This window comes from Actinomycetota bacterium (genome assembly GCA_036280995.1).
Taxonomy (GTDB): domain Bacteria; phylum Actinomycetota; class CALGFH01; order CALGFH01; family CALGFH01; genus CALGFH01.
In genome coordinates this window covers 1-19,519 of the sequence record DASUPQ010000294.1, presented here as the reverse complement: position 1 = coordinate 19,519, position 19,519 = coordinate 1, and the positions used below count along the sequence as shown (strand labels likewise).

The 19,519-nt window shown below is 73.4% G+C and carries 17 protein-coding genes; 13 read left to right on the top strand and 4 right to left on the bottom strand.

The features are described from left to right. The first annotated feature begins 129 nt into the window (after positions 1–129). Positions 130–2,487 carry a protein translocase subunit SecD gene (gene secD, locus VF468_09975; GenBank protein ID HEX5878636.1) on the top strand — a complete coding sequence of 786 codons (2,358 nt, stop codon included), beginning with the start codon at positions 130–132 and terminating at the stop codon, positions 2,485–2,487. 17 nt (positions 2,488–2,504) lie between these two features. Here the strand turns inward: secD and VF468_09970 are convergent, their stop codons facing one another. After that, positions 2,505–3,647, bottom strand: coding sequence for a pyridoxal phosphate-dependent aminotransferase (locus VF468_09970; protein ID HEX5878635.1), 1,143 nt, complete (start codon positions 3,645–3,647; stop codon positions 2,505–2,507). Positions 3,648–3,723: 76 nt separating this feature from the next. Here VF468_09970 and VF468_09965 point away from each other — a divergent pair, with 76 nt between their 5' ends. The 6 genes from VF468_09965 to VF468_09940 are packed head-to-tail and all read left to right on the top strand — an operon-like array spanning position 3,724 to position 10,024. Beyond that, entirely contained in the window at positions 3,724–5,157 is a 1,434-nt protein-coding gene (locus VF468_09965; GenBank protein HEX5878634.1) for a UbiD family decarboxylase, read from the top strand. Between the two features lie 27 nt (positions 5,158–5,184). After that, the gene (locus tag VF468_09960) at positions 5,185–6,081 is read left to right on the top strand and encodes a xanthine dehydrogenase family protein subunit M (protein HEX5878633.1); all 897 of its coding nucleotides are present in this window, start codon (positions 5,185–5,187) and stop codon (positions 6,079–6,081) included. Next, positions 6,068–6,607, top strand: a complete 540-nt coding sequence (locus VF468_09955) for a (2Fe-2S)-binding protein (protein HEX5878632.1) — start codon at positions 6,068–6,070, stop codon at positions 6,605–6,607. Before VF468_09960 ends, VF468_09955 begins: the two co-directional genes overlap by 14 nt. Continuing rightward, positions 6,600–9,005 (top strand): xanthine dehydrogenase family protein molybdopterin-binding subunit, encoded by a 2,406-nt coding sequence (locus tag VF468_09950; GenBank protein HEX5878631.1) that lies wholly within the window; start codon positions 6,600–6,602, stop codon positions 9,003–9,005. Before VF468_09955 ends, VF468_09950 begins: the two co-directional genes overlap by 8 nt. Further along, on the top strand, positions 9,005–9,373 hold the full coding sequence (locus VF468_09945) for a VOC family protein (protein HEX5878630.1): 369 nt from the start codon (positions 9,005–9,007) through the stop codon (positions 9,371–9,373). Before VF468_09950 ends, VF468_09945 begins: the two co-directional genes overlap by 1 nt. A gap of 18 nt (positions 9,374–9,391) precedes the next feature. Next, entirely contained in the window at positions 9,392–10,024 is a 633-nt protein-coding gene (locus VF468_09940) for a UbiX family flavin prenyltransferase (GenBank protein HEX5878629.1), read from the top strand. On the opposite strand, the gene VF468_09935 is transcribed toward VF468_09940, so the two are convergent. Further along, positions 10,014–10,484 (bottom strand): hypothetical protein, encoded by a 471-nt coding sequence (locus tag VF468_09935; GenBank protein HEX5878628.1) that lies wholly within the window; start codon positions 10,482–10,484, stop codon positions 10,014–10,016. The two genes, VF468_09940 and VF468_09935, sit on opposite strands and share 11 nt — an antisense overlap. 75 nt (positions 10,485–10,559) lie before the next feature. On the opposite strand from VF468_09935, the gene VF468_09930 reads away from it, so the two are divergent. Continuing rightward, entirely contained in the window at positions 10,560–11,702 is a 1,143-nt protein-coding gene (locus tag VF468_09930) for an MFS transporter (protein HEX5878627.1), read from the top strand. Here VF468_09930 and VF468_09925 read toward each other — a convergent pair. Then, complete coding sequence (locus tag VF468_09925) at positions 11,692–12,204, bottom strand: UbiX family flavin prenyltransferase (GenBank protein ID HEX5878626.1); 513 nt, start codon at positions 12,202–12,204, stop codon at positions 11,692–11,694. The genes VF468_09930 and VF468_09925 overlap by 11 nt on opposite strands. Before the next feature lie 200 nt (positions 12,205–12,404). Between VF468_09925 and VF468_09920 the strand changes: the two genes are divergently transcribed. From VF468_09920 to VF468_09900, 5 genes are all read left to right on the top strand, one after another. Beyond that, complete coding sequence (locus VF468_09920) at positions 12,405–13,910, top strand: ABC transporter substrate-binding protein (GenBank protein ID HEX5878625.1); 1,506 nt, start codon at positions 12,405–12,407, stop codon at positions 13,908–13,910. A gap of 33 nt (positions 13,911–13,943) precedes the next feature. Then, complete coding sequence (locus VF468_09915; GenBank protein ID HEX5878624.1) at positions 13,944–14,864, top strand: ABC transporter permease; 921 nt, start codon at positions 13,944–13,946, stop codon at positions 14,862–14,864. 79 nt (positions 14,865–14,943) lie between these two features. Then, positions 14,944–15,879 carry an ABC transporter permease gene (locus tag VF468_09910; protein ID HEX5878623.1) on the top strand — a complete coding sequence of 312 codons (936 nt, stop codon included), beginning with the start codon at positions 14,944–14,946 and terminating at the stop codon, positions 15,877–15,879. After that, positions 15,876–16,895, top strand: coding sequence for an ABC transporter ATP-binding protein (locus VF468_09905; protein HEX5878622.1), 1,020 nt, complete (start codon positions 15,876–15,878; stop codon positions 16,893–16,895). Before VF468_09910 ends, VF468_09905 begins: the two co-directional genes overlap by 4 nt. Next, positions 16,840–17,865, top strand: coding sequence for an ABC transporter ATP-binding protein (locus VF468_09900; GenBank protein ID HEX5878621.1), 1,026 nt, complete (start codon positions 16,840–16,842; stop codon positions 17,863–17,865). The genes VF468_09905 and VF468_09900 overlap by 56 nt, the downstream gene beginning before the upstream one ends. 7 nt (positions 17,866–17,872) lie before the next feature. Here the strand turns inward: VF468_09900 and VF468_09895 are convergent. After that, positions 17,873–19,519 (bottom strand): molybdopterin cofactor-binding domain-containing protein (locus VF468_09895; GenBank protein HEX5878620.1); only part of this gene is annotated, 1,647 nt, incomplete at its 5' end.

The following is a 19,519-nucleotide window of genomic DNA, read 5'->3' as shown; positions in this document are numbered from 1 at the left end:
GCCGGCCTGATCGCCCTCCCGCGCCGCCTCCCGTGCGGCGTGGGCTACCGCTGGAGGTTCCTTCTGTTGTCTCGTCACCTTGGGTGGCGTCTGGTCGCCGTGTTGCTGCTGGTCGGCGCGGCCGGCTGGATGGTGGTCACCAAGCCGGCCCGGCTGGGCCTGGACCTGCGCGGCGGCACCCAGATCGTCCTGGAAGCCAAGGACGGCTCCGGCCAGCCGGTCGACGGCGACACCCTGGCCCGCACCCTGGAGGTGCTGCGGCGCCGGGTCGACCAGCTCGGTGTGGCCGAGCCGACCCTGCAGCGCTCCGGCGACCGGCGGGTCATCGTCGAGCTCCCCGGCGTCTACGACCCCGAGGAGGCCACCGAGGTCATCGGCAGGACGGCCCAGCTGACGTTCCACCCGGTGCTCGGCCTGGCCGACCCCGCAGCCGAGGCCGGCGAGCCGACCGGGACCACCCGGCCGGCCGGCGAGGACGGCCTGGTCCTGGCCGGCGAGGACGGCGGCCGCCTGCGCCTGGGCCCGGCCGCCCTGACCGGGGAGGCGGTGGGCGACGCCCGGGCCGAGCTCGACCCCCAGCTCCAGACGCGCTGGCAGGTCGCGATCGAGTTCCAGGGCGACGGCGGCCGCCGCTGGGCCGAGCTGACCGGCACCGCGGCCTGCCAGCCGGCCGGCGACCCCAGGCGGCGGGTGGCCATCGTGCTCGACCGCCAGGTCATCTCCAGCCCCCAGGTCGACCCCTCGGTCGCCTGCGAGCAGGGGATCACCGGCGGCCAGACGGTGATCACCGGCGACTTCACCGGCGAGGAGGCCGGGGAGCTGGCCCTGCTCGTCCGGGCGGGCGCGCTGCCCGTCCCGGTGGAGGTGGTGGAGCAGCGTACCGTCGGCCCGACCCTGGGGGAGTCCGCGATCCGGGCCAGCGTGCTGGCGGCCGTGGTCGGCGCGGCCCTGACGATGCTGTACATGGTCGCCTACTACCGGCTGCTGGGCGGGCTGGCCTCGGTCGCCCTGCTCGCCTACGGGCTGCTGTCGTTCGCGGTGCTGCTGGCCGTGGGCTCGACCCTGACCCTGCCCGGGATCGCCGGGTTCGTGCTGGCCATCGGGATGGCCGTGGACGCCAACGTGCTGGTGTTCGAGCGGATGCGCGAGGAGCACCGGGCCGGGGCCCGGCTGCGGTCGTCGCTGGAGCGCGGCTTCACCAAGGCGCTCAGCGCCATCGCCGACGCCAGCGTCACCACCCTGCTCGCCGCCGGGCTGCTGTTCTTCCTGGCCTCGGGGGCGGTGCGGGGGTTCGGGGTCACCCTGTCGGTCGGGGTGCTGGTGTCGCTGTTCACCGCCCTGGTCGTCACCCGGGTCCTGGTCGAGCTGGTGGCCCGGGCGGCCGCGGTCCGCCGGCGTCCCGGGCTGCTCGGGCTGGACGGCGGCGGCCGGCTGGCCGCCTGGCTGGCCACCCGGGGACCGGACCTGCTCGGCCGGGCCCGCTGGTGGCTGGCCGGCTCGCTGGTGGCGCTGCTGCTGGCCGCCGCCGGCCTGGTCGTGCGCGGCCCCAACCTCGGGGTCGAGTTCACCGGCGGCCGCCTGCTCGAGTACCAGACCGAGCGGCCGGTCGACCTCGACGCCGCCCGCCAGGCCCTGGCCGAGGCCGGCTTCCCCCGGGCGGTCGTGCAGGCGTCGGGGGACGGCAACCTGACCGTGCGCACCGCCCAGCTCGACCAGGCCGGCGAGGAGCGGGTCGGGGAGGCCGTCACCGCCGCCGCCGGCCGGGTCACCGAGCTCCGGGACGAGTTCATCGGCCCCACCATCGGCGCCGAGCTGCGCCGCAAGGCCCTGATCGCCCTCGGCATCGCCCTGGTCGTCCAGCTCGGGTATCTGGCCGTGCGGTTCCGCTGGACCTTCGGGGCGGCGGCCGTGCTGGCCATGTTCCACGACGTCGCCATCCTGCTGGGCCTGTTCGCCTGGCTGGGCAAGCCGCTGGACGGCGTGTTCCTGGCCGCCCTGCTGACGGTCATCGGCTACTCGGTCAACGACTCGGTGGTGGTGTTCGACCGCATCCGCGAACGCCTCCGCGGCCGCACCCGGGAGCCGCTGGACCGGCTGGCCAACGACGCCTGCCTGCAGACCATCCCCCGCACCATCAACACCGGGCTCGGAGCCCTGTTCATCCTGGCCGCCCTGTTCGTGCTCGGCGGCGACACCCTGACCGACTTCGCCCTGGCCCTGCTGGTCGGGATCCTGGTCGGCACCTACTCCTCGGTGTTCGTGGCCACCCCGCTCCTGGTCGCCTTCGAAGGAACCTCCGGCCGACCACCGACCACGACGACCCAGCCGGCAGCCCGGCGGCCAGCCACGACGACGGCCCCAACGGGTGCTCGGTCCAGCGCGGCGACCGGCGGCAGGCGGGCCAGCAATGCCCAGTCCAGGTCCAGCGCACCTCCCTCCGGACAGCGCAGGCGACCCGCCCAGCGCAGCAGAGGACGGCGCCGATGAGCCGCCACGGGACGAGGTCAGCTGAGCGAGAATCCCGCCAGACGGCGTGCCCCTTCGAGGAGGGCGTCGGTCTCGGCGGCCAGGGAGAGGCGGACCCAGCCTTCACCGGCGGGACCGAAGGCGGTGCCGGGCGCGACCGCGACGCGCTGGTGGCGGAGCAGCTCCAGGGCGAACTGGCGGGCACTGGGCGCCCGGTCGGCGACGTCGACCCAGGCGTAGAAGGCGCCGGCCGGCCGGTGGCAGGCCACGCCCAGCTGCTCCAGCAGCGCCACCAGCCGGTCGCGCCGCTCTCGGTAGGCGTCGCGCATCCGGGCGACCTGCTCCTGGGGCCCGGTGAGGGCGGCCAGCGCCGCCAGCTGGGCCGGCGCGTTGACACATGACAGCAGCGCCTGCTGGAGCCGGCCGAGCGGGGACGGCACCCCGGCCGGGACGACCAGGTAGCCGACCCGCCAGCCGGTCATCGCGTAGGTCTTGGAGAAGCTGTAGCAGGAGATGACCCGGTCCGGGTGGCCGAGGGCGGCCGGGCTGGCGAAGCTGCCATCGAAGGTGATGGCGTCGTAGCACTCGTCGGAGATCAGCCAGAGGTCATGCTCGGCGGCGAGGTCGAGAAGTTCGCGCAGGCGGTCGGGGGGGATGATCGTGCCCAGCGGGTTCGACGGTGAGTTCAGCACGATCGCCCTGGTGCGTGGCCCGACGGCCCGCTCCAGGTCCTCGGCGGCGGGCAGGAAGCCCAGCTCGGGGCGGAGCGGGTACAGCCGCTCGGCCGCGTGGACCAGCCGCGCCATCATCCGGAAGTTGGGCCAGCCCGGGTCGGGCAGCAGCACCTCGTCGCCCGGCTCCAGCACCCCGAGCATGGCCAGGTAGATCGCCTCGATCCCGCCCGCGGTGACGATCACCTGGTCCGGCTCGACCGAATAGCCGTTCAGCCGGCGAACCTTGGCCGCGACCGCGTCACGCAGGGCCGGCACCCCGGCGCTCTGCACGTAGCGGGTCCAGCCGTCCCGGGCGGCGCGGTCGGCGGCCTCGACCACGTGCCGGGGCGTGGCGAAGCTGGGCTCCCCGACCTCCAGGTGGATCACGTCCCCGGCCGCCCAGGCCAGCTCCATGAGCTCCCGGATGCCGGAGGGCGGCAGCGACGCGGCCGCCCGCGAGAACCGCATGTCACCTCCCTTGCACCGACGGAACGCCAGGTGCGAAACTACCACGACGTTAAGATATCTCCCTGCGGGAGGCCCGATGGCGCAAGATCTCCAGTCGTTCATCGACTTCCTCGAGCAGCACCACCCCGAGGAGGTGCTGCGCGTCAAGCGCGAGGTGGATCCCGTCTACGAGGCCACCGCCATCCTGTGGCGCCTGGAGCAGGAGCGCCGCTTCCCGCTGGTCATCTTCGAGAACATCAAGGGCTCGTCCCTGCCCTGCGTGACCAACCTGCACGCCAGCTTCCCGCGCCTGGCCATGGCCATCGGCCTGCCGATCGACGCCACCCCGCGCGACTTCGTGCTCGAGTACATGAAGCGGGAGGACCGGCCGATCCCGCCCGAGGTCGTCGACACCGGACCGGTCAAGGAGGTCATCCTCACCGGGGACGACGTCGACGTCACCAAGCTCCCGACCCTCAAGTACCACGAGCTGGACTCCGGCCAGGTCGACCCCGGCTTCGAGGCCTTCCAGGGCCGCTACATCACCCTCGGCTACGACACCATGAAGGACCCCGACACCGGGGTCGCCAACGTCGGCATCTACCGGCTCCAGGTCAAGAGCCGCAACAAGTTCGGCATCCAGATCTCCGAGACCGCCCACGGCCACTACATCATGCGCAAGAACATCAAGCGCGGGCAGCCGACGCCCATGGCCGTGTTCACCGGGGTCCATCCGGCGGTCGAGCTCGGCTGCCTGAGCTTCACCGGCATCGACGTGGACGAGTTCACCATCGCCGGGGCCATGCTGGGCGAGCCCCTGCAGCTGGTGCGCTGCGAGACCATCGACCTGGAGGTGCCGGCCTGGGCGGAGATCGTCCTGGAGTGCGAGATCGACCCCACCGAGCGCGAGCCCGAGGCGCCGTTCGGCGAGTACCCGGGCACCTACGGGCCCGAGCGCAACAACCCGGTGGTGCACGTCAAGGCCGTGACCATGCGCAGGAACGCCCACTACCACAGCTCGTTCGTGGGCCACCGCGACAACCTGCTGCTGTCGGGCGTGACCCGCAACAGCCAGATCTACAAGACCTGCCGCATCGCCAGCGGCGGGGTCAAGGCGGTGTACGTGCCCCCGTCGGGGCGCTCGCGCTACATCTGCTACGTGCAGATGGAGAAGCTGATCGAGGGCGACCCCAAGAACGCGGCCATGGCCGCCTTCACCGCCGACCCGTTCCTCAAGTACGTGGTGGTGGTGGACGACGACGTCGACATCACCAACGACGCCGACGTGTGGCATGCCATCGCCACCCGGGTGCGCTTCGACACCGACGCCTTCGTGGTCTCCCACGCCCGCGGGTCGCCCCTCGACCCCGCCTCCTACGACCCGGCGGGCGGCTCCCACCTGGTCACCAAGGTGGGCATCGACGCCACCCGCAAGGCCAACTACCCCCAGGAGATCTCGACCCCGGGGGTGGACCGGGTCGACCTGGACGAGGTCTTCGGCGACCTCTGGCAGCGGACCCGCCGGGACTGACGCGCCGATGGCCGGGAGGGGTGTGCCGTGAAGCCCCCGCCGTTCGAGTACGTCGCCCCGGCCAGCCTCGAGGAGGCGGTCGCGGCCCTGGGCGAGCACGGCGACGAGGCCAAGGCGCTGGCCGGCGGCCAGAGCCTGGTGCCCCTGCTGGCATTCCGGCTGGCCGCCCCGTCGGTCCTGGTCGACCTCAACGGCGTGGCCGGGCTGGACCACCTGGGCGCCGACGGCGACCGGCTGGTGATCGGCGCCCTGGCCAGGCAGCGGGCGGTCGAGCGGCTGCCCGGCCTGGGCCGGCGCTGCCCCATGCTCGCCGAGGCGGTGGCCCAGGTCGGGCACGTGGCCATCCGCAACCGGGGGACGGTGGGGGGCAGCCTGGCCCATGCCGACCCGGCCGCCGAGTGGCCGGCCCTGGCCTTGGCCCTGGACGGCGAGTGCCAGGTGGTCGGCCCCCGAGGGACCCGGACGGTGCCGGTCGAGGACCTGCTGGTCAGCTACTTCACCACGACCCTGGAGCCCGACGAGCTCATCACCGAGCTGCGCCTGACCCTGCCCGGCGGCCGGGTCGGCTCGACCTTCGTGGAGCTGGCCCGCCGCCACGGGGACTTCGCCATCGTCGGGGTCGGCGCCCTGCTGGGGCTGACCTCCGACGGCTCGGTGGCGCTGGCGCGGCTGACCCTGATCGGCGTGGGCGAGCGGGCGGTGCGGGCACGCCGGGCCGAGACGCTGCTGGAGGGGGAGCGGCCCAGCGACGAGCTGCTGGACGAGGCGGCGGCCGCGGTCGACGAGGCGATCTCGCCCACCTCGGACCTGCACGGCTCGGCCGGCTACCGCCGGCAGGTGGCCAGGGTGCTGACCCGGCGGGCGCTGGCCACGGCCAGGGCCCGGGCGGAGGGGAAGGAGGAAGGGCCAGATGGCCAGGCGTGAGATCGAGCTGCGGGTCAACGGGCGCTCGCTGCGGGGGTCGGCCGAGCCGCGGACCACCCTGGCCGACTTCCTCCGCGACGAGCTCGGCCTCACCGGCACCCACCTCGGTTGCGAGCACGGCGTCTGCGGGGCCTGCACCATCCTGCTCGACGGCCGCTCGGTCCGCTCCTGTCTGCTGTTCGCCCTCCAGGCCCAGGGCTCGGAGCTGCGCACCGTCGAGGGACTGGCCGACCCCGACGGGCCGCTCCACCCCATCCAGGAGGCGTTCTCCGAGCACCACGGTCTCCAGTGCGGCTTCTGCACCCCCGGGTTCCTGATGAGCGTCTGCGAGCTCCTGGCCGACGATCCCGACCCCGGCGAGCAGGAGATCCGCGCCTACCTGAGCGGCAACCTGTGCCGCTGCACCGGCTACCAGAACATCGTCGCCGCCGTGCAGGCCGCCGCCGGCAAGCTCCGGGAGGCAGGGGCTGGGGGTCCGGGGGGCTCACGCGTCGCTCCCCGGGGAACGGGAGGGCCGGGTGGCTGAGCGCTGGGTGGGGCGGCGGCTGCGCCGCAAGGAGGACCGGCGGCTGCTCACCGGCGCCGGCACCTACGTCGCCGACCTGCGCCTGCCCGGCCTGCTGCACGCGGCCGTGGTGCGCAGCGAGGTCGCTCACGGCCTGGTCACCCACCTGGACGTCGCCGCCGCCCGCGAGGCCGACGGCGTGGTCGCGGTCCTCACCGCCGCGGACCTGGAGGGCCGGGTCGGCCGGTTCCCCGAGGGTGCCCGCACCGAGATCTCCCCGGCGCTGGTCGAGAAGGTGCCCCTCGAGGTCCCCTCCTGCCCCATGCCGGTGCTGGCCACAGACCGGGTCCACTGGGTCGGCCAGCCCCTGGCGGTGGTGGTGGCCGCCGACCGCTACCGGGCCGAGGACGGCCTGGAGCTGGTCGAGGTCGACTACGAGCCGCTGCCGGCGGTGCTCGACCCCGAGACGGCGCTCGACCCGGCGGCGCCGGTGCTCCATCCCGAGCTGGGTGGCAACCTGGCCGCCCGCTTCGCCTTCTCGACCGGCGACGTCGACGCCGCTCTGGCCGCGGCCCCGTTCCGGCTGCGCCAGCGCTTCGCCATGGGCCGGCAGGCGGCCAACGCCATGGAGACCCGGGGCGTGGTGGCGAGCTGGGACCCGGGCCGCGAGGAGCTGACCGTCTGGGGGACCAACGCCCGCCCGCACCTGCTCCGCGCCTACCTGGCCGCCATGCTCGCCCTGCCCGCCGAGCGGGTCCGCTTCATCGCCCCGGACATGGGCGGCAGCTTCGGCACCGGGGTCTACAGCGAGGACGTCCTGGTCCCGTTCCTGGCCATGCACCTGCGGCGGCCGGTGCGGTGGCTGGAGGACCGGCGCGAGAACCTGACGACCACCAGGCACGCCCGCGACCAGGTCCACGACCTGGAGGCCGGCTACGACGCCGATGGGCGCATCCTGGCCCTGCGCGACCGCTTCCTGGTCGACAGCGGCGCCTACAACCCGTACGCCATCACCGTCTCCTACAACGCCGCCGCCCACCTGCGCGGCCAGTACCGCATCGACGCCTACGCCTTCGAGGGCCGCAACGTCCTGACCAACAAGGCGCCCGTGGCCCCGGTCCGCGGCGCCGGGCGGCCCGAGGCGGTGTTCGCCATGGACGGGATGGTGGACCTGATCGCGGCCGAGCGCGGGCTGGACGCGGTCGAGGTCCGCCGGCGCAACCTCATCCCGCCCGAGGCCATGCCGTACCCGATGGGCATGCCCTACCGGGACGGGGTCGACGTCGTCTACGACCAGGCCGACTTCCCCGGCCAGCTGGCCAGCGCCCTGGAGCTGTTCGGGTACGACACCCAGCGCGCCCGGCAGGCCGCCTGGCGGGCCGAGGGCCGGCGGATGGGGATCGGCGTCTCCTCCTACGTGGAGGGCTCGGGCTACGGCCCCCATGAGGGCGCCGTCGTCCGGGTCGACCCGACCGGGCACGTGCTGGTCGTGACCGGGGCCAAGCCCCACGGCCAGGGCCTGGAGACGACCCTGGCCCAGGTCTGCGCCGACCAGCTGGGCGTCCATCCCGATCAGGTCACCGTGCGGGCGGGCGACACCGCCCTGATCGCCTACGGCATCGGCACCTTCGCCAGCCGCAGCGCCGTCACCGCCGGGACCGCGGTCGGGCTCGCCGCCCAGGCCGTGCGGGACAAGATTCTGAACCTGGCCGCCGGGCTGCTGGAGGTCGACCCGGCCGACCTGGAGCTGGCCGACGGCCGGGTCTCGGCCCGGGGAGCCCCGGGAACGGGGGTGACGCTCGCCGAGGTGGCGGCGGCCTGCGCGCCGGGGCCGCGCAGCCGGCTGCCGGAGGGCGCCGAGCCGGGCCTGGAGGCCCAGCGGTACTTCGTCCCGCCGACCGTCACCTTCGCCTCGGGCACCCACGTGGTGGCGGTGGAGGTCGATGAGGACACCGGGTTCGTCCGGCTGCTCCGCTATGTCACCGTCGACGACTGCGGCCAGATGCTCAACCCCACGGTGGTCGAGGGGCAGGTCCACGGCGGCGTCGCCCACGGGATCGGCAACGGGCTGCTCGAGGAGGTCGTCTACGACGACGGCGGCCAGCTGCTGACCGGCAGCTACATGGACTACCTGGTCCCGACCACCGCCGAGGTGCCACCGATCCAGGTCGGCCACCAGACCTTCCTGTCCGACCGCAACCCGTTCGGCATCAAGGGGGTCGGCGAGGGCGGGGCGGTCTCGCCGCCGGCCGCCATCGCCAGCGCCGTCGCCGACGCGTTGGCGCCGCTCCAGGTCGACCTGAGCGAGCTCCCGTTGCATCCCGAGCGCTTGTTCCGCCGCATCCAGGAAGCCAAGGCACGGCAACGGGGGTCCGGGGGGCTCAAGCCCGGCCCCCCGGTCGAAAGGGGGTCCACCTGATGGAGATCAAGGGGCTGGTCTGGGTCGGGACCGCGACCGAGCGGTACGACGCCACCGTCGCGTTCTTCCGCGAGATGCTGGGGCTGTCGGTGTTCCACCAGAGCCCGGCCCTGACGGTGCTGGTCGCGCCGGGCGGGGAATGGGTGGAGGTCTTCGGGCCCGGCCACGAGCACTACGGCGAGTTCGACACCGGGCCGGTGGTGGAGTTCCTGGTCGAGGACCTGGAGGCGGCCCGGGCCGAGCTGGAGGGCCGCGGCGTGGAGTTCCTGCACGAGAACCACAGCTGGGAGAAGTTCACCTGGGCGCACTTCCGGGCGCCGGATGGCAACATCTACGGCATCACCAGCGGGCCGTACAAGACGCGCTGAGCGAGCCTGAGGGGCGGGATGGGGGAGGCGGTGGAGCGGCGGGAGCATGACCCGCGGCCGGAGCGGCTGGTGATCGCCATGACCGGCGCGACCGGCGTGATCTACGGCGTCCGGCTGCTGGAGACGCTGCGCGACACCTCGGTCGAGACCCACCTGGTCATGAGCGAATGGGCGCGGCGGACCATCATCGCCGAGACCGACCGCAACCCCGACGCGGTGCGGGACCTGGCCGACCAGGTCCATGACGAGGGCGACCTGTCCGCCCCCCTGGCCAGCGGGTCCTTCCTCACCGACGGCATGGTGGTCGCCCCCTGCAGCATGAAGTCCCTGGCCGCCATCGCCACCGGCGTCTCCGAGAGCCTGGTCCACCGGGCCGCCGACGTGACCCTCAAGGAGGGCCGTCGGCTGCTGCTGCTGGTGCGCGAGACCCCGCTGTCAGTGATCCACCTGGAGAACATGCTCCGGGTCGCCCAGGCCGGCGCCCTGGTGATGCCGCCCCTGCCGGCGTTCTACGCCCGTCCCCGGAGCCTGGACGAGATGGTCGACCACACCGTGGGCCGGGTCCTGGACCACTTCGGGGTCGAACACGACCTGGTCCGGCGCTGGGGCGAGCAGCGCGCGCGGGCGACGCGGCTCGGCGTCAGGCCCTGAGCGCGGCCAGCTGGCGCTCCCAGCCCCGGGCCACCGCGGCCCGGTCCCCACCGTCGACCCCGAAGGTGATGCCCCCGGTGACCGGCAGCCCGGCGTGGCGGTCGGTCTCGACCGCCCGGACCTGGATCTCGAACCGCTCGAAGCCGCCACGACCCTCGCGGGGCAGCGGCCGGGGGTCGCCCTTGACGTAGACCACGTCGCCGCCCTCCACGTAGCAGAGCAGCACCGGGCCGCCGGCGGCCAGGTTCCGGGAGGTGCCGGTGCCCGCCCACAGCAGCACCCGGAGCCGCCGGTCGTCGGGGGCCAGGACCTCGCCGGCGCTCAGCATGCACGGGCGCGGGCTGCCGTCGGGGTCCACGGTGACCAGCAGGTGGGCGGGCCCGACCTTGGCCTCGAGGTCGTTGCCGTCGAAGGCCCGCAGGACCGTCTGGGGCAGCCGGTCGCCGAGCGACTTGGCCATGGCTCCGTCTCCTTTCCAGGTTATCTCTCGACGATAAGATAGTTGTTCAGGACAGCGGACGTCAGGGGTGGATGCTTGAGGCAGCGGGCGGGGCCGGCGCTCGGCTTCGCCACGGCCACCGTCGGCTACCTGGCCGTCACCACCGGCGAGTCCCTGCTCGCGCCCCTCCTGCCGCTGCTGCGCGAGGAGCTCGGCCTGGACCTGCGCGGCGCCGGGCTGGCGCTGGGGCTGGTCTCGGCGGCGATCGCCGTCGGCAACCTGGGCGGCGGCGCCCTGCTGGCCCGCCGGGGCACACGGCAGGGGACGGTCGCCGGGCTGGCCGTCGCCGCCGCGGGCGGGCTGGTCGCCGCGACCAGCCAGGGCCCGCCGAGCTTCCTGCTGGGCCAGGCGCTGCTCGGTCTCGGCTCGGGCGTGTTCTTCGCCGCCGGGCTGCGGGCGGTCGGGGTCCTCGGCGGAAGCCGCCGCGGCCTGGCCATGGGCGTGTTCGGGGTCGCCTTCTCGGGCGGGCTGGCCCTGGCGGCGCTGCTGGCCGCGCTCGCCGGCGTCTGGGGCTGGCGCACGTCGTTCGTGGCCGTGGCCGTCCTTGCCCTGGCCACCGCCCTGGCGGCCGCGGTCGCGCCGCTGCCCGGCGCGCCGGCGCCCACCACCGCCGGCGATGCGTCGGGCCCGGGCGAGGTCCTGCGCCGGCTGCTCGCGTCGCCGTTGCTGGTCGGCGGGGTGGCGGCCGCCTCCCAGTACGGCACGGTGGCCTTCCTGCCCTCGTTCGCGGTCACCGCCTGGGGCCTGTCCCCGGCCACGGCGGCGCTGCTGCTGGCCGCCGCCCGGCTGCTGTCGGTCCCGGCCAAGCTCGTCTCCGGCAACGCCGCCGACCAGGCCGGCAGCTACCGGATCGCCCGCCGCCTCGGCCTCCTCCTGGCCATGCTCGGCGCCTGCTGGACGCTGCTCCCGGCCCCGGTCGCGCCGCTGGCCGCGGTGGCCTTCGCCGCCTTCGTGAGCGGGCTCGGCCCGGTGGCCAACGTGCTCGCCTTCGAGCGCTACGGCGGCTCCGGCATGCTGCTCGGCGCCTTCCGGTCGGCCCAGATCGGGCTGGCGGCCGCGGCCGGGGCCGGCATCGGCGCCGCCTCGGCCGCCTTCGGGCTCCGGCCCGTCCTGGCCGTCAGCGCGCTGCTGCCGCTGCTGCTGCTGCCGCTTGGCCGCCGACGGCCGCTCACACCCTGAGGCGGAGCCGGTCCAGGAGACGGGCCACGACCCGGTCGGCCGGCTCGCTTCCTGGCGGCGGCAGCCGGGTCACGGCCACGCCCGGGACCCGGGCGGCGCGGCGCAGGTTGGCCGCCTGGAAGTCGCCGGCGGGCGGCTCGCTCACCGCCAGCAGCAGCGGCCGCCCCTCCTTCAGGACCACGTCGGCGGCCCGCTGCACCAGGTTGCCGGCCAGCCCGGTCACGATCCTGGCCAAGGTCAGGGGGGAGCACGGGGCGATGACCATCCCCTCGGTCAGGAACGAGCCGCTGGAGATCCGCGCCGCCTGGTTGGCCGGCTGGTAGGCGTGGTCGGCCAGCCGGCGCACGGCCCCCGGCTCGCGTCCCGTCTCGGCCAGGATGGCCCGCCGGGAGCAGCCGCACATCACCAGGTGGGTCTCGACCGGGGTGTCGCGCAGGGCCTCCAGCAAGCGCACCCCGTAGATCGTCCCCGGCGCGCCGGTCATGGCCACGATCAGCCGCATACAGCCACCTTGACGCGAAACCATCTGAACGTCAAGATAAATCGCCCGCGGCACCCTCCGGAGAGCCGATCGAGCAAGCGGTGGGCGGTGAGGTTCATACGCCGGAACATTCTCGATCCCTGCCCGTCTGCGTCGGCATGCCGGTCATGGTCGACGGGCCTGGCGACCATCCTTCAGGGATTGGCCGAAAGGAGTGGGGCATGAGAGCTCCTCGCATGGTTGCCGTACTCGCCATCCTGGCGCTGCTCGCCGCGGCCTGCGGCGGCGGCGGGAATGACCAGTCAGGCGCCGCCAGCTCGGCGATCACCATCGCCATCGGCGCCGAGCCGACCACGCTCGACCCCCAGGTCAGGGACGATGGCAACGAGCGGGCGGTCAACGACAACATCTACGAGACCCTGATGGCCCGGGACGCCGCCGGCGAGCTCCAGCCGGGACTGGCCACCGCCGCCCCGACCCGCAAGGGCGAGGAGACCTGGGAGTTCAAGCTCCGGCCCGACATCAAGTTCAGCAACGGCGAGCCCTTCAACGCCGACGCGGTGGTGGCCAGCGTCACCCGCGTGATCGACCCCAAGTTCAACTCCGAGCAGGCCAGCTTCTTCAGCACCATCACCGGGGCGACCAAGGTCGACGACCTCACCGTCAACATCGAGACCAAGGGCCCCGACCCGCTGCTGCCATCCCGCATGTACTGGATGAAGATGGTCCCGGCCCAGTACTCGTCCGATGCGGCCTTCGCCGACAAGCCCGCCGGCACCGGGCCATACCAGCTCAAGGAGTGGGGCCGGGGCAACCAGATCGTGCTCGAGGCCAACCCCAACTACTGGGGCGCCAAGCCGCAGATCACCCAGGTGACCTACAAGTTCGTCCCCGAGGGCGGCGCCCGCATGTCCGGGCTGCTGGCCGGCGAGTACGACCTGATCACCAACCTGCTCCCCGAGGACGTCGAGCGGGCGCCGAAGTCGGCCCATCTCCAGGGCCTCGAGCACCCGATGATCATCCTCAACGCCCGCGGCAGCATCACCCAGGACGAGCGGGTCCGGCAGGCCCTGAACTACGCGGTCGACAAGCAGGCCCTGGCCAGCCAGCTGTTCGGCGGCCTGGCCAAGGTCGACACCTGCCAGATCCTCAGCCCGCAGATGTTCGGCTACAACCCCGACCTGCAGCCCTACGCCTACGACCCGGCCAAGGCCAAGTCCCTGCTGCAGGAGGCCGGCGCCGTCGGCAAGCAGATCGAGCTGGTCGGGGAGACCGGGCGCTGGCTCAAGGACGCCGAGACGATCCAGGCGGTGGCGGGCTTCTGGCAGGACGCCGGGTTGAAGGTCAAGGTGTCCAACTACGACTTCGACACCTACCTGAAGCACCTGTTCCAGCAGCCCAACCGTCCGGACGCCATCTTCGTGTCCAGCTCCAACGAGCTGCTGGACGCCGACCGCCAGTACTCCAACTACTATGCCGAGGGCGGCAGCGGCACCTCCAACAGCGACCCTGAGCTGAAGCGCCTGGTCACCGAGGCCCGCACCAACATCGACGAGGGCTCCCGCCTGCAGCAGTACCAGCAGGCCGGCAAGCTCGCCTGCGACAAGGCCTACTTCACCTTCCTGCTCAACATCGAGGACATCTACGGGATGAGCGAGCGGCTGACCTGGCAGCCTCGCGTGGACGCCAAGCTGATCGTCAGCGGCATGTCGACGGCACAGAGCTGAACCGCCGGTCGGCCCGGGCAGGACGGAGGCAGCATGGGTCGCTTCGTCGTCAGAAGGATCGCGCAGGGCCTGTTGGTGGTCGTCGGGGTCACCATCATGGTGTTCATCTTCACGCGCATGGTGGGCGACCCGGCCAAGACGATGCTCCCGCTGAGCGCGTCCCCCGAGGAGCGGGCAGCCTTCCGGCACGAGCTCGGCCTCGACCGGCCCATCACCGAGCAGTTCGGGGACTACATCGGCGACCTGGCCAGCGGGGACTTCGGCACCTCGGTCTGGCAGCGGCGGCCGGCCATCGACGCCGTCCTGGACGCGCTGCCCAACACCTTCCAGCTCGTGCTGCTGGCCATCGCCATCGCGGTCGTGCTCGGCGTCCCGCTGGGCGTGCTGGCCGCGCTCCGGCCCGGGGGAGCGCTGGACCGGACGGCCGTCGTGCTCAGCCTGGCGGGACTGTCGATCCCGCAGTTCTGGCTCGGCCTGCTGCTCATCATCGCCTTCTCGGTCACGCTCAACATGCTCCCCACCGCCGGGATGGGAACGCCCGCGCACCTGGTCCTGCCGACGCTGACGCTGGCGTTCCCCGCCCTCGGGCGGATCGCCATGATCGTGCGGTCGTCCATGATCGACGAGCTGAACCAGCAGTACGTCAAGACGGCCAAGGCCAAGGGCATGCCGCGGGCCCGGGTGGTCGGCTTCCATGCGCTGCGCAACGCCTCGATCCCGGCGCTGACCCTGACCGGCTGGGAGCTGATCCGCGCCCTGGCCGGCTACTCGGTGGTGGTGGAGACCGTCTTCGCCTGGCCTGGCATCGGCTTCCTGGCCGACCAGGCCCTCAACAACCAGGACCTGATCCTGCTCCAGGCGATCGTCTTCGTGGTCGCCGTCATGGTGGTGGTCATCAACGTGGTGATCGACGTCCTCTACCGGGCGGTCGACCCCCGGATCAAGCTGGTGTGACATGGCAACGGTCAAGGGACGCGAACCCGATCTCGGCAAGCGGCGACGGCGGGAGACCGAGCACGCCGCCCAGCACCAGATGTTCCTGCGCGGGCGGCCCTACGAGGTCATCCGGTCCGTCCGGGGCGCGCTGGGCGAGCTGTGGAGCGACAAGGCGGGCCTGTTCGGCGTCGGCGTGCTGGCCCTGCTGGTGCTGACGGCGGTGTTCGCGCCGCTGCTGGCGCCACACGACCCGGCGGCGCAGTCGCTCCAGAACCGCCTCCGGCCGCCGTTCTGGTACCCCGAGGGCAGCCTGGAGAACCCGCTGGGGGCCGACGGGCTCGGGCGCGACATCCTCTCCCGGATGATCTACGGCTCGCGGGTGTCGCTGGTCGTCGGGGCGTCGGTGGTGCTGCTCGCCGGGACCTTCGGCACGCTCATGGGCCTGATCGCCGGCTACCGGGGCGGGCGCACCGACTCGATCATCATGCGGGTGGTCGACACCCAGGTCGCCTTCCCGGGCCTGCTGCTGGTGCTCATCATCCTGGCCGCCATCGGGCCGAGCATGACCACCATCATCGTGGTCCTGGCCCTCAACGGCTGGATGGTGTACGCCCGCATCACCCGGGGGGTGGTGCTGAGCGTCAAGGAGATGCCGTACGTCGAGGCGGCCGAGATCGTCGGCTGCCCCTCCAAGCGGGTGGTCCTGCGGCACATCCTGCCCAACCTGACCTCGCCGCTGCTCACCCTGGCCGTGCTCGAGTTCGCCCGGATCATCCTGGCCGAGGCGGCCCTGTCCTTCCTCGGCGTCGGCATCCAGCCCCCGCAGGTCTCCTGGGGGCTGATGGTCGCCCAGGGCCGCGACTACCTGTTCAACGGCTGGTGGATCATCACCTGGCCGGGGCTGGCCATCGCCCTCACCGTGCTCGGGATCAACCTGTTCGCGAGCTGGCTGCGGGTGGCCGCCGACCCCCAGGAGCGCGAGAAGCGCTTCGCCCGCTCGGCGACCGAGATGCGTCAGGGGTCGGTCACATGAGCGCGCCAACGGCCAAGCTGCTCGAGGTCGAGGACCTCCAGGTCCGCTTCTACACCCGGCGGGGCGTGGCCCATGCCGTCCGCGACGTCAGCCTGTCGCTGGACCGGGGCGAGACGCTCGGCCTGGTCGGCGAGTCCGGGTCGGGCAAGAGCGTCACCGCCCAGGCCATCCTCGGTCTGATCGAGCTCCCGGGGAAGGTCACCCACGGCGAGATCCGCTGGAAGGGCCATTCGCTGCTCGGCCCCGAGGGCGCGCGCCTGGCCGGCCGCATCCGCGGCAAGGAGCTGGCGGTGGTCTTCCAGGACCCCATGACCTCGCTGAACCCGCTGTTCCCGGTCAAGACCCAGATCGGCGAGGTGCTCCGCCGCCACCTGGGCATGAGCCGCAAGCAGGCCCACGAGCGGGTAGTGGAGCTGCTGGAGCTGGTCGGGGTGGCCTCGCCGCGCCGGCGGGCCGACCAGTACCCGCACGAGCTGTCCGGCGGCATGCGCCAGCGGGTCATGATCGCCATGGCCCTGGCCTGCGAGCCGGAGCTGCTGATCGCCGACGAGCCCACGACCGCGCTCGACGTCACCATCCAGGCCCAGATCCTGGAGCTCATCGCCGAGCTGCAGCAGCGGCTGCAGCTGGCCGTGCTGCTCATCACCCACGACCTCGGGGTGGTGGCCGGCGTCTGCCACCGGGTCGCGGTCATGTACGGGGGCAAGATCGTCGAGACCGGGTCGGCGCCCGAGCTGTTCCGCCGCCCGGGCCATCCCTACACCGCCGGGCTGCTGAGCTCCACCCCCCGCCTGGACCTGGTCCAGCACCGGCTGAGCGGCATCGAAGGGGTCCCGCCCGAGCTGCTGGACCCGCCGCCCGGCTGCCCGTACGAGCCACGATGCCCGCTCGCGGTGGAGCAGTGCGTCCAGGAGATGCCGCCGCTGGCCGACTACGATGGGAGGGAGGTGGCATGCTGGCGTGCGTTCGCCACAACTGACGGAGAGCCCGCGGGAGCCCGGTCGCTCCCCGGCTGAGCCGCTGCTGCGGGTCGAGGGACTGAGCGTCCGCTTCCCGATCGGGCGGGCCGGCTTCTGGGGCCAGGACAAGCTGTTCGTCCACGCCGTCGACGACGTCTCCTTCGAGATCGCTCGGGGTGAGACCCTCGGGCTGGTGGGCGAGTCGGGCTCGGGCAAGACCACCACCGGGCGGGCCGTGCTGCGCCGGGTCGAGCCCGCCGCCGGCCGCATCTACTTCAAGGGCCAGGACATCACCGCGACCACCGGCGAGCCGCTGCGGCGGCTGCGGCGCAGCATGCAGCTGGTGTTCCAGGACCCGTACGCCAGCCTCAACCCCAGGATGCGGATCCTGGACATCATCGGCGAGCCCCTCCTGGTCCATGGGCAGGTGCGGAGCATCGAGGCGGCCACCGAGCGGGTGGCCGAGCTGCTGGAGCTGGTCGGGCTGCCGGCCAACGCGGTGGACCGCTACCCGCACGCCTTCAGCGGCGGCCAGCGCCAGCGCATCGGCATCGCCCGGGCGCTCGCCCTGGAGCCCGAGTTCATCGTCGCCGACGAGCCGGTGTCGGCCCTGGACGTCTCCATCCGGGCCCAGGTGGTCAACCTGCTCCAGGACCTGCAGGAGCGCCTGGGGCTGACCTACCTGTTCATCGCCCACGACCTGTCGGTGGTGCGGCACATCTCCCACCGGGTGGCGATCATGTACGCCGGCAAGGTCGTCGAGATCGGCGACCGCCACGCCATCTACGAGGACCCCAAGCACCCCTACACCCAGGCGCTCCTGTCGGCCGTGCCGATCCCCGACCCCGAGGTGGAGTCGCGGCGCAAGCGGATCGTGCTCCAGGGCACGCCGCCCGACCTGATCCACCCGCCCGGCGGCTGCCGCTTCCACAGCCGCTGCCCGATCGCGGTCGAGCGCTGCGCCACCGACCCGCCGCCGCTCGAGGAGAAGCAGCCCGCGCACCGGGCCGCCTGCTGGCTGACCTGAGCCGCCCTCAGCCGAGCAGGGAGCGGACGTAGGCCGGGCTGAGCGGGGTGCGGCGGACCACCTGGCCCCGCGGCCCGAGGGCGTCCTCGACGGCGTTGGCGATGGCGGCCGGGCCGGGGATGGCGCCGCCCTCGCCGACGCCCTTGACGCCGAGGGGGTTCAGGGGCGAGGGCGTCTCGGCGTGGGCGAGGGCGATCGGCGGCACGTCGGCGGCGGTCGGCACCAGGTAGTCGGCCAGGGTGCCGGAGAGGAGCTGACCCTCCTCGTCGTAGACGAGCTCCTCGAACAGGGCCCCGCCGATGCCCTGGGCGACCCCGCCGTGGACCTGGCCGTCGACGATCGCCGGGTTGATCGGGCGGCCGCAGTCGTGGACCACCGCATAGCGCAGGACGCGGACCTCGCCGGTACCGGGGTCGACCTCGACCACCGCCGTGTGCGCCCCGTTGGCCCAGGTCACGGTGGGCGGCTCGAAGTACTCGACGGCGGCCAGCTCGGCCCCGCCAGCCTCGGCCGCGCGGGCCAGGTCCCCCAGGTCAAGGCCGCGTTCCGGTGCTCCCGCCACCGCCACCCGGCCGTCGTCGACGACCAGGTCCGCCTCGGCCACCTCCAGCATGGCCGCCGCCCGCGCGACCGCCTGCCCGCGGACGGTCAGGGCGGCGGCGGCCACCGCGTTGCCGGCCACCACCGCGCTGCGGGAGGCGACCGTCCCCCAGCCGCGGTCCAGCCCGGCGGTGTCGCCGCCGACCACGGTGACCGCGTCCGGGTCGACCCCCAGCCGCTCGGCGCAGACCTGGGCCAGCACGGTGGCGTGGCCCTGGCCCTGGGAGCAGGCCCCGGTCCGGACCAGCACCCGTCCGTCCCGCTCCACCCTGACCGCCGCCCCCTCGAACGGGCCGATGCCGGTGCCCTCGACGTAGCAGGCCACGCCCACGCCGACGCGTCGCCCGTCGGCCGCGGCCTGCCTGGCCCCGGCGTAGTCGGCCAGCCCGGCCGCGCGGCGCAGGGCGGCCGGGTAGTCGCCGCCGTCGAGCACCAGCGGCTCGCCGTCCCGGTACAGGATGCCGGCCCGGTAGGGCAGCTCGTCGGGGCGGAGCAGGTTGCGCAGGCGCAGCTCGACCGGGTCGAGGTCGAGGGCGCGGGCGGCCCGCTCCAGGGCCCGCTCGACCGCGAACACCGCCTCCGGGCGGCCGGCGCCCCGGTAGGGTGCGGCCGGCACCTTGTTGGTGAGCACGGCGGTGGCCACTGCCTCCAGCGCCGGCATCCGGTAGGGGCCCTGGAGGTGGGCGATGGTGTTGTAGGGGATCACCAGCCCGAGGGGGTTGAAGGCGCCGCTGTCGACCAGGAAGTGGTCGCGCAGCGCCAGCAGGCGGCCCTCGCGGTCCAGGCCCAGCTCGATGTCGTGGACCTGCTCACGGGCGTGGATGGCGCTGCGCAGGTGCTCGGCCCGGTCCTCGACCCACTTGACCGGCCGGCCGGTGCGCAGGGCGAGCAGGGCGACGATCAGGTCCTCGGGGTACAGCACCCCCTTGCCGCCGAAGCCGCCGCCGACGTCGGGCGCGACCACCCGGATCCGCTCCGGGACCAGCCCGGCCACCCGGCTCACCGCCCGGCGCAGCGGATGGGCGTTCTGGGTGGTGGACCAGAGGGTGAGCAG

Bases quoted from the DNA above. Each gene is read 5' to 3' on its own strand.
- secD (HEX5878636.1), top strand. From the start codon at position 130: ATGGTGGTCACCAAGCCGGCCCGGCTGGGCCTGGACCTGCGCGGCGGC.
- VF468_09970 (HEX5878635.1), bottom strand. From the start codon at position 3,647: ATGCGGTTCTCGCGGGCGGCCGCGTCGCTGCCGCCCTCCGGCATCCGG.
- VF468_09965 (HEX5878634.1), top strand. From the start codon at position 3,724: ATGGCGCAAGATCTCCAGTCGTTCATCGACTTCCTCGAGCAGCACCAC.
- VF468_09955 (HEX5878632.1), top strand. From the start codon at position 6,068: ATGGCCAGGCGTGAGATCGAGCTGCGGGTCAACGGGCGCTCGCTGCGG.
- VF468_09945 (HEX5878630.1), top strand. From the start codon at position 9,005: ATGGAGATCAAGGGGCTGGTCTGGGTCGGGACCGCGACCGAGCGGTAC.
- VF468_09940 (HEX5878629.1), top strand. From the start codon at position 9,392: ATGGGGGAGGCGGTGGAGCGGCGGGAGCATGACCCGCGGCCGGAGCGG.
- VF468_09935 (HEX5878628.1), bottom strand. From the start codon at position 10,484: ATGGCCAAGTCGCTCGGCGACCGGCTGCCCCAGACGGTCCTGCGGGCC.
- VF468_09925 (HEX5878626.1), bottom strand. From the start codon at position 12,204: ATGCGGCTGATCGTGGCCATGACCGGCGCGCCGGGGACGATCTACGGG.
- VF468_09920 (HEX5878625.1), top strand. From the start codon at position 12,405: ATGAGAGCTCCTCGCATGGTTGCCGTACTCGCCATCCTGGCGCTGCTC.
- VF468_09915 (HEX5878624.1), top strand. From the start codon at position 13,944: ATGGGTCGCTTCGTCGTCAGAAGGATCGCGCAGGGCCTGTTGGTGGTC.
- VF468_09910 (HEX5878623.1), top strand. From the start codon at position 14,944: ATGTTCCTGCGCGGGCGGCCCTACGAGGTCATCCGGTCCGTCCGGGGC.
- VF468_09905 (HEX5878622.1), top strand. From the start codon at position 15,876: ATGAGCGCGCCAACGGCCAAGCTGCTCGAGGTCGAGGACCTCCAGGTC.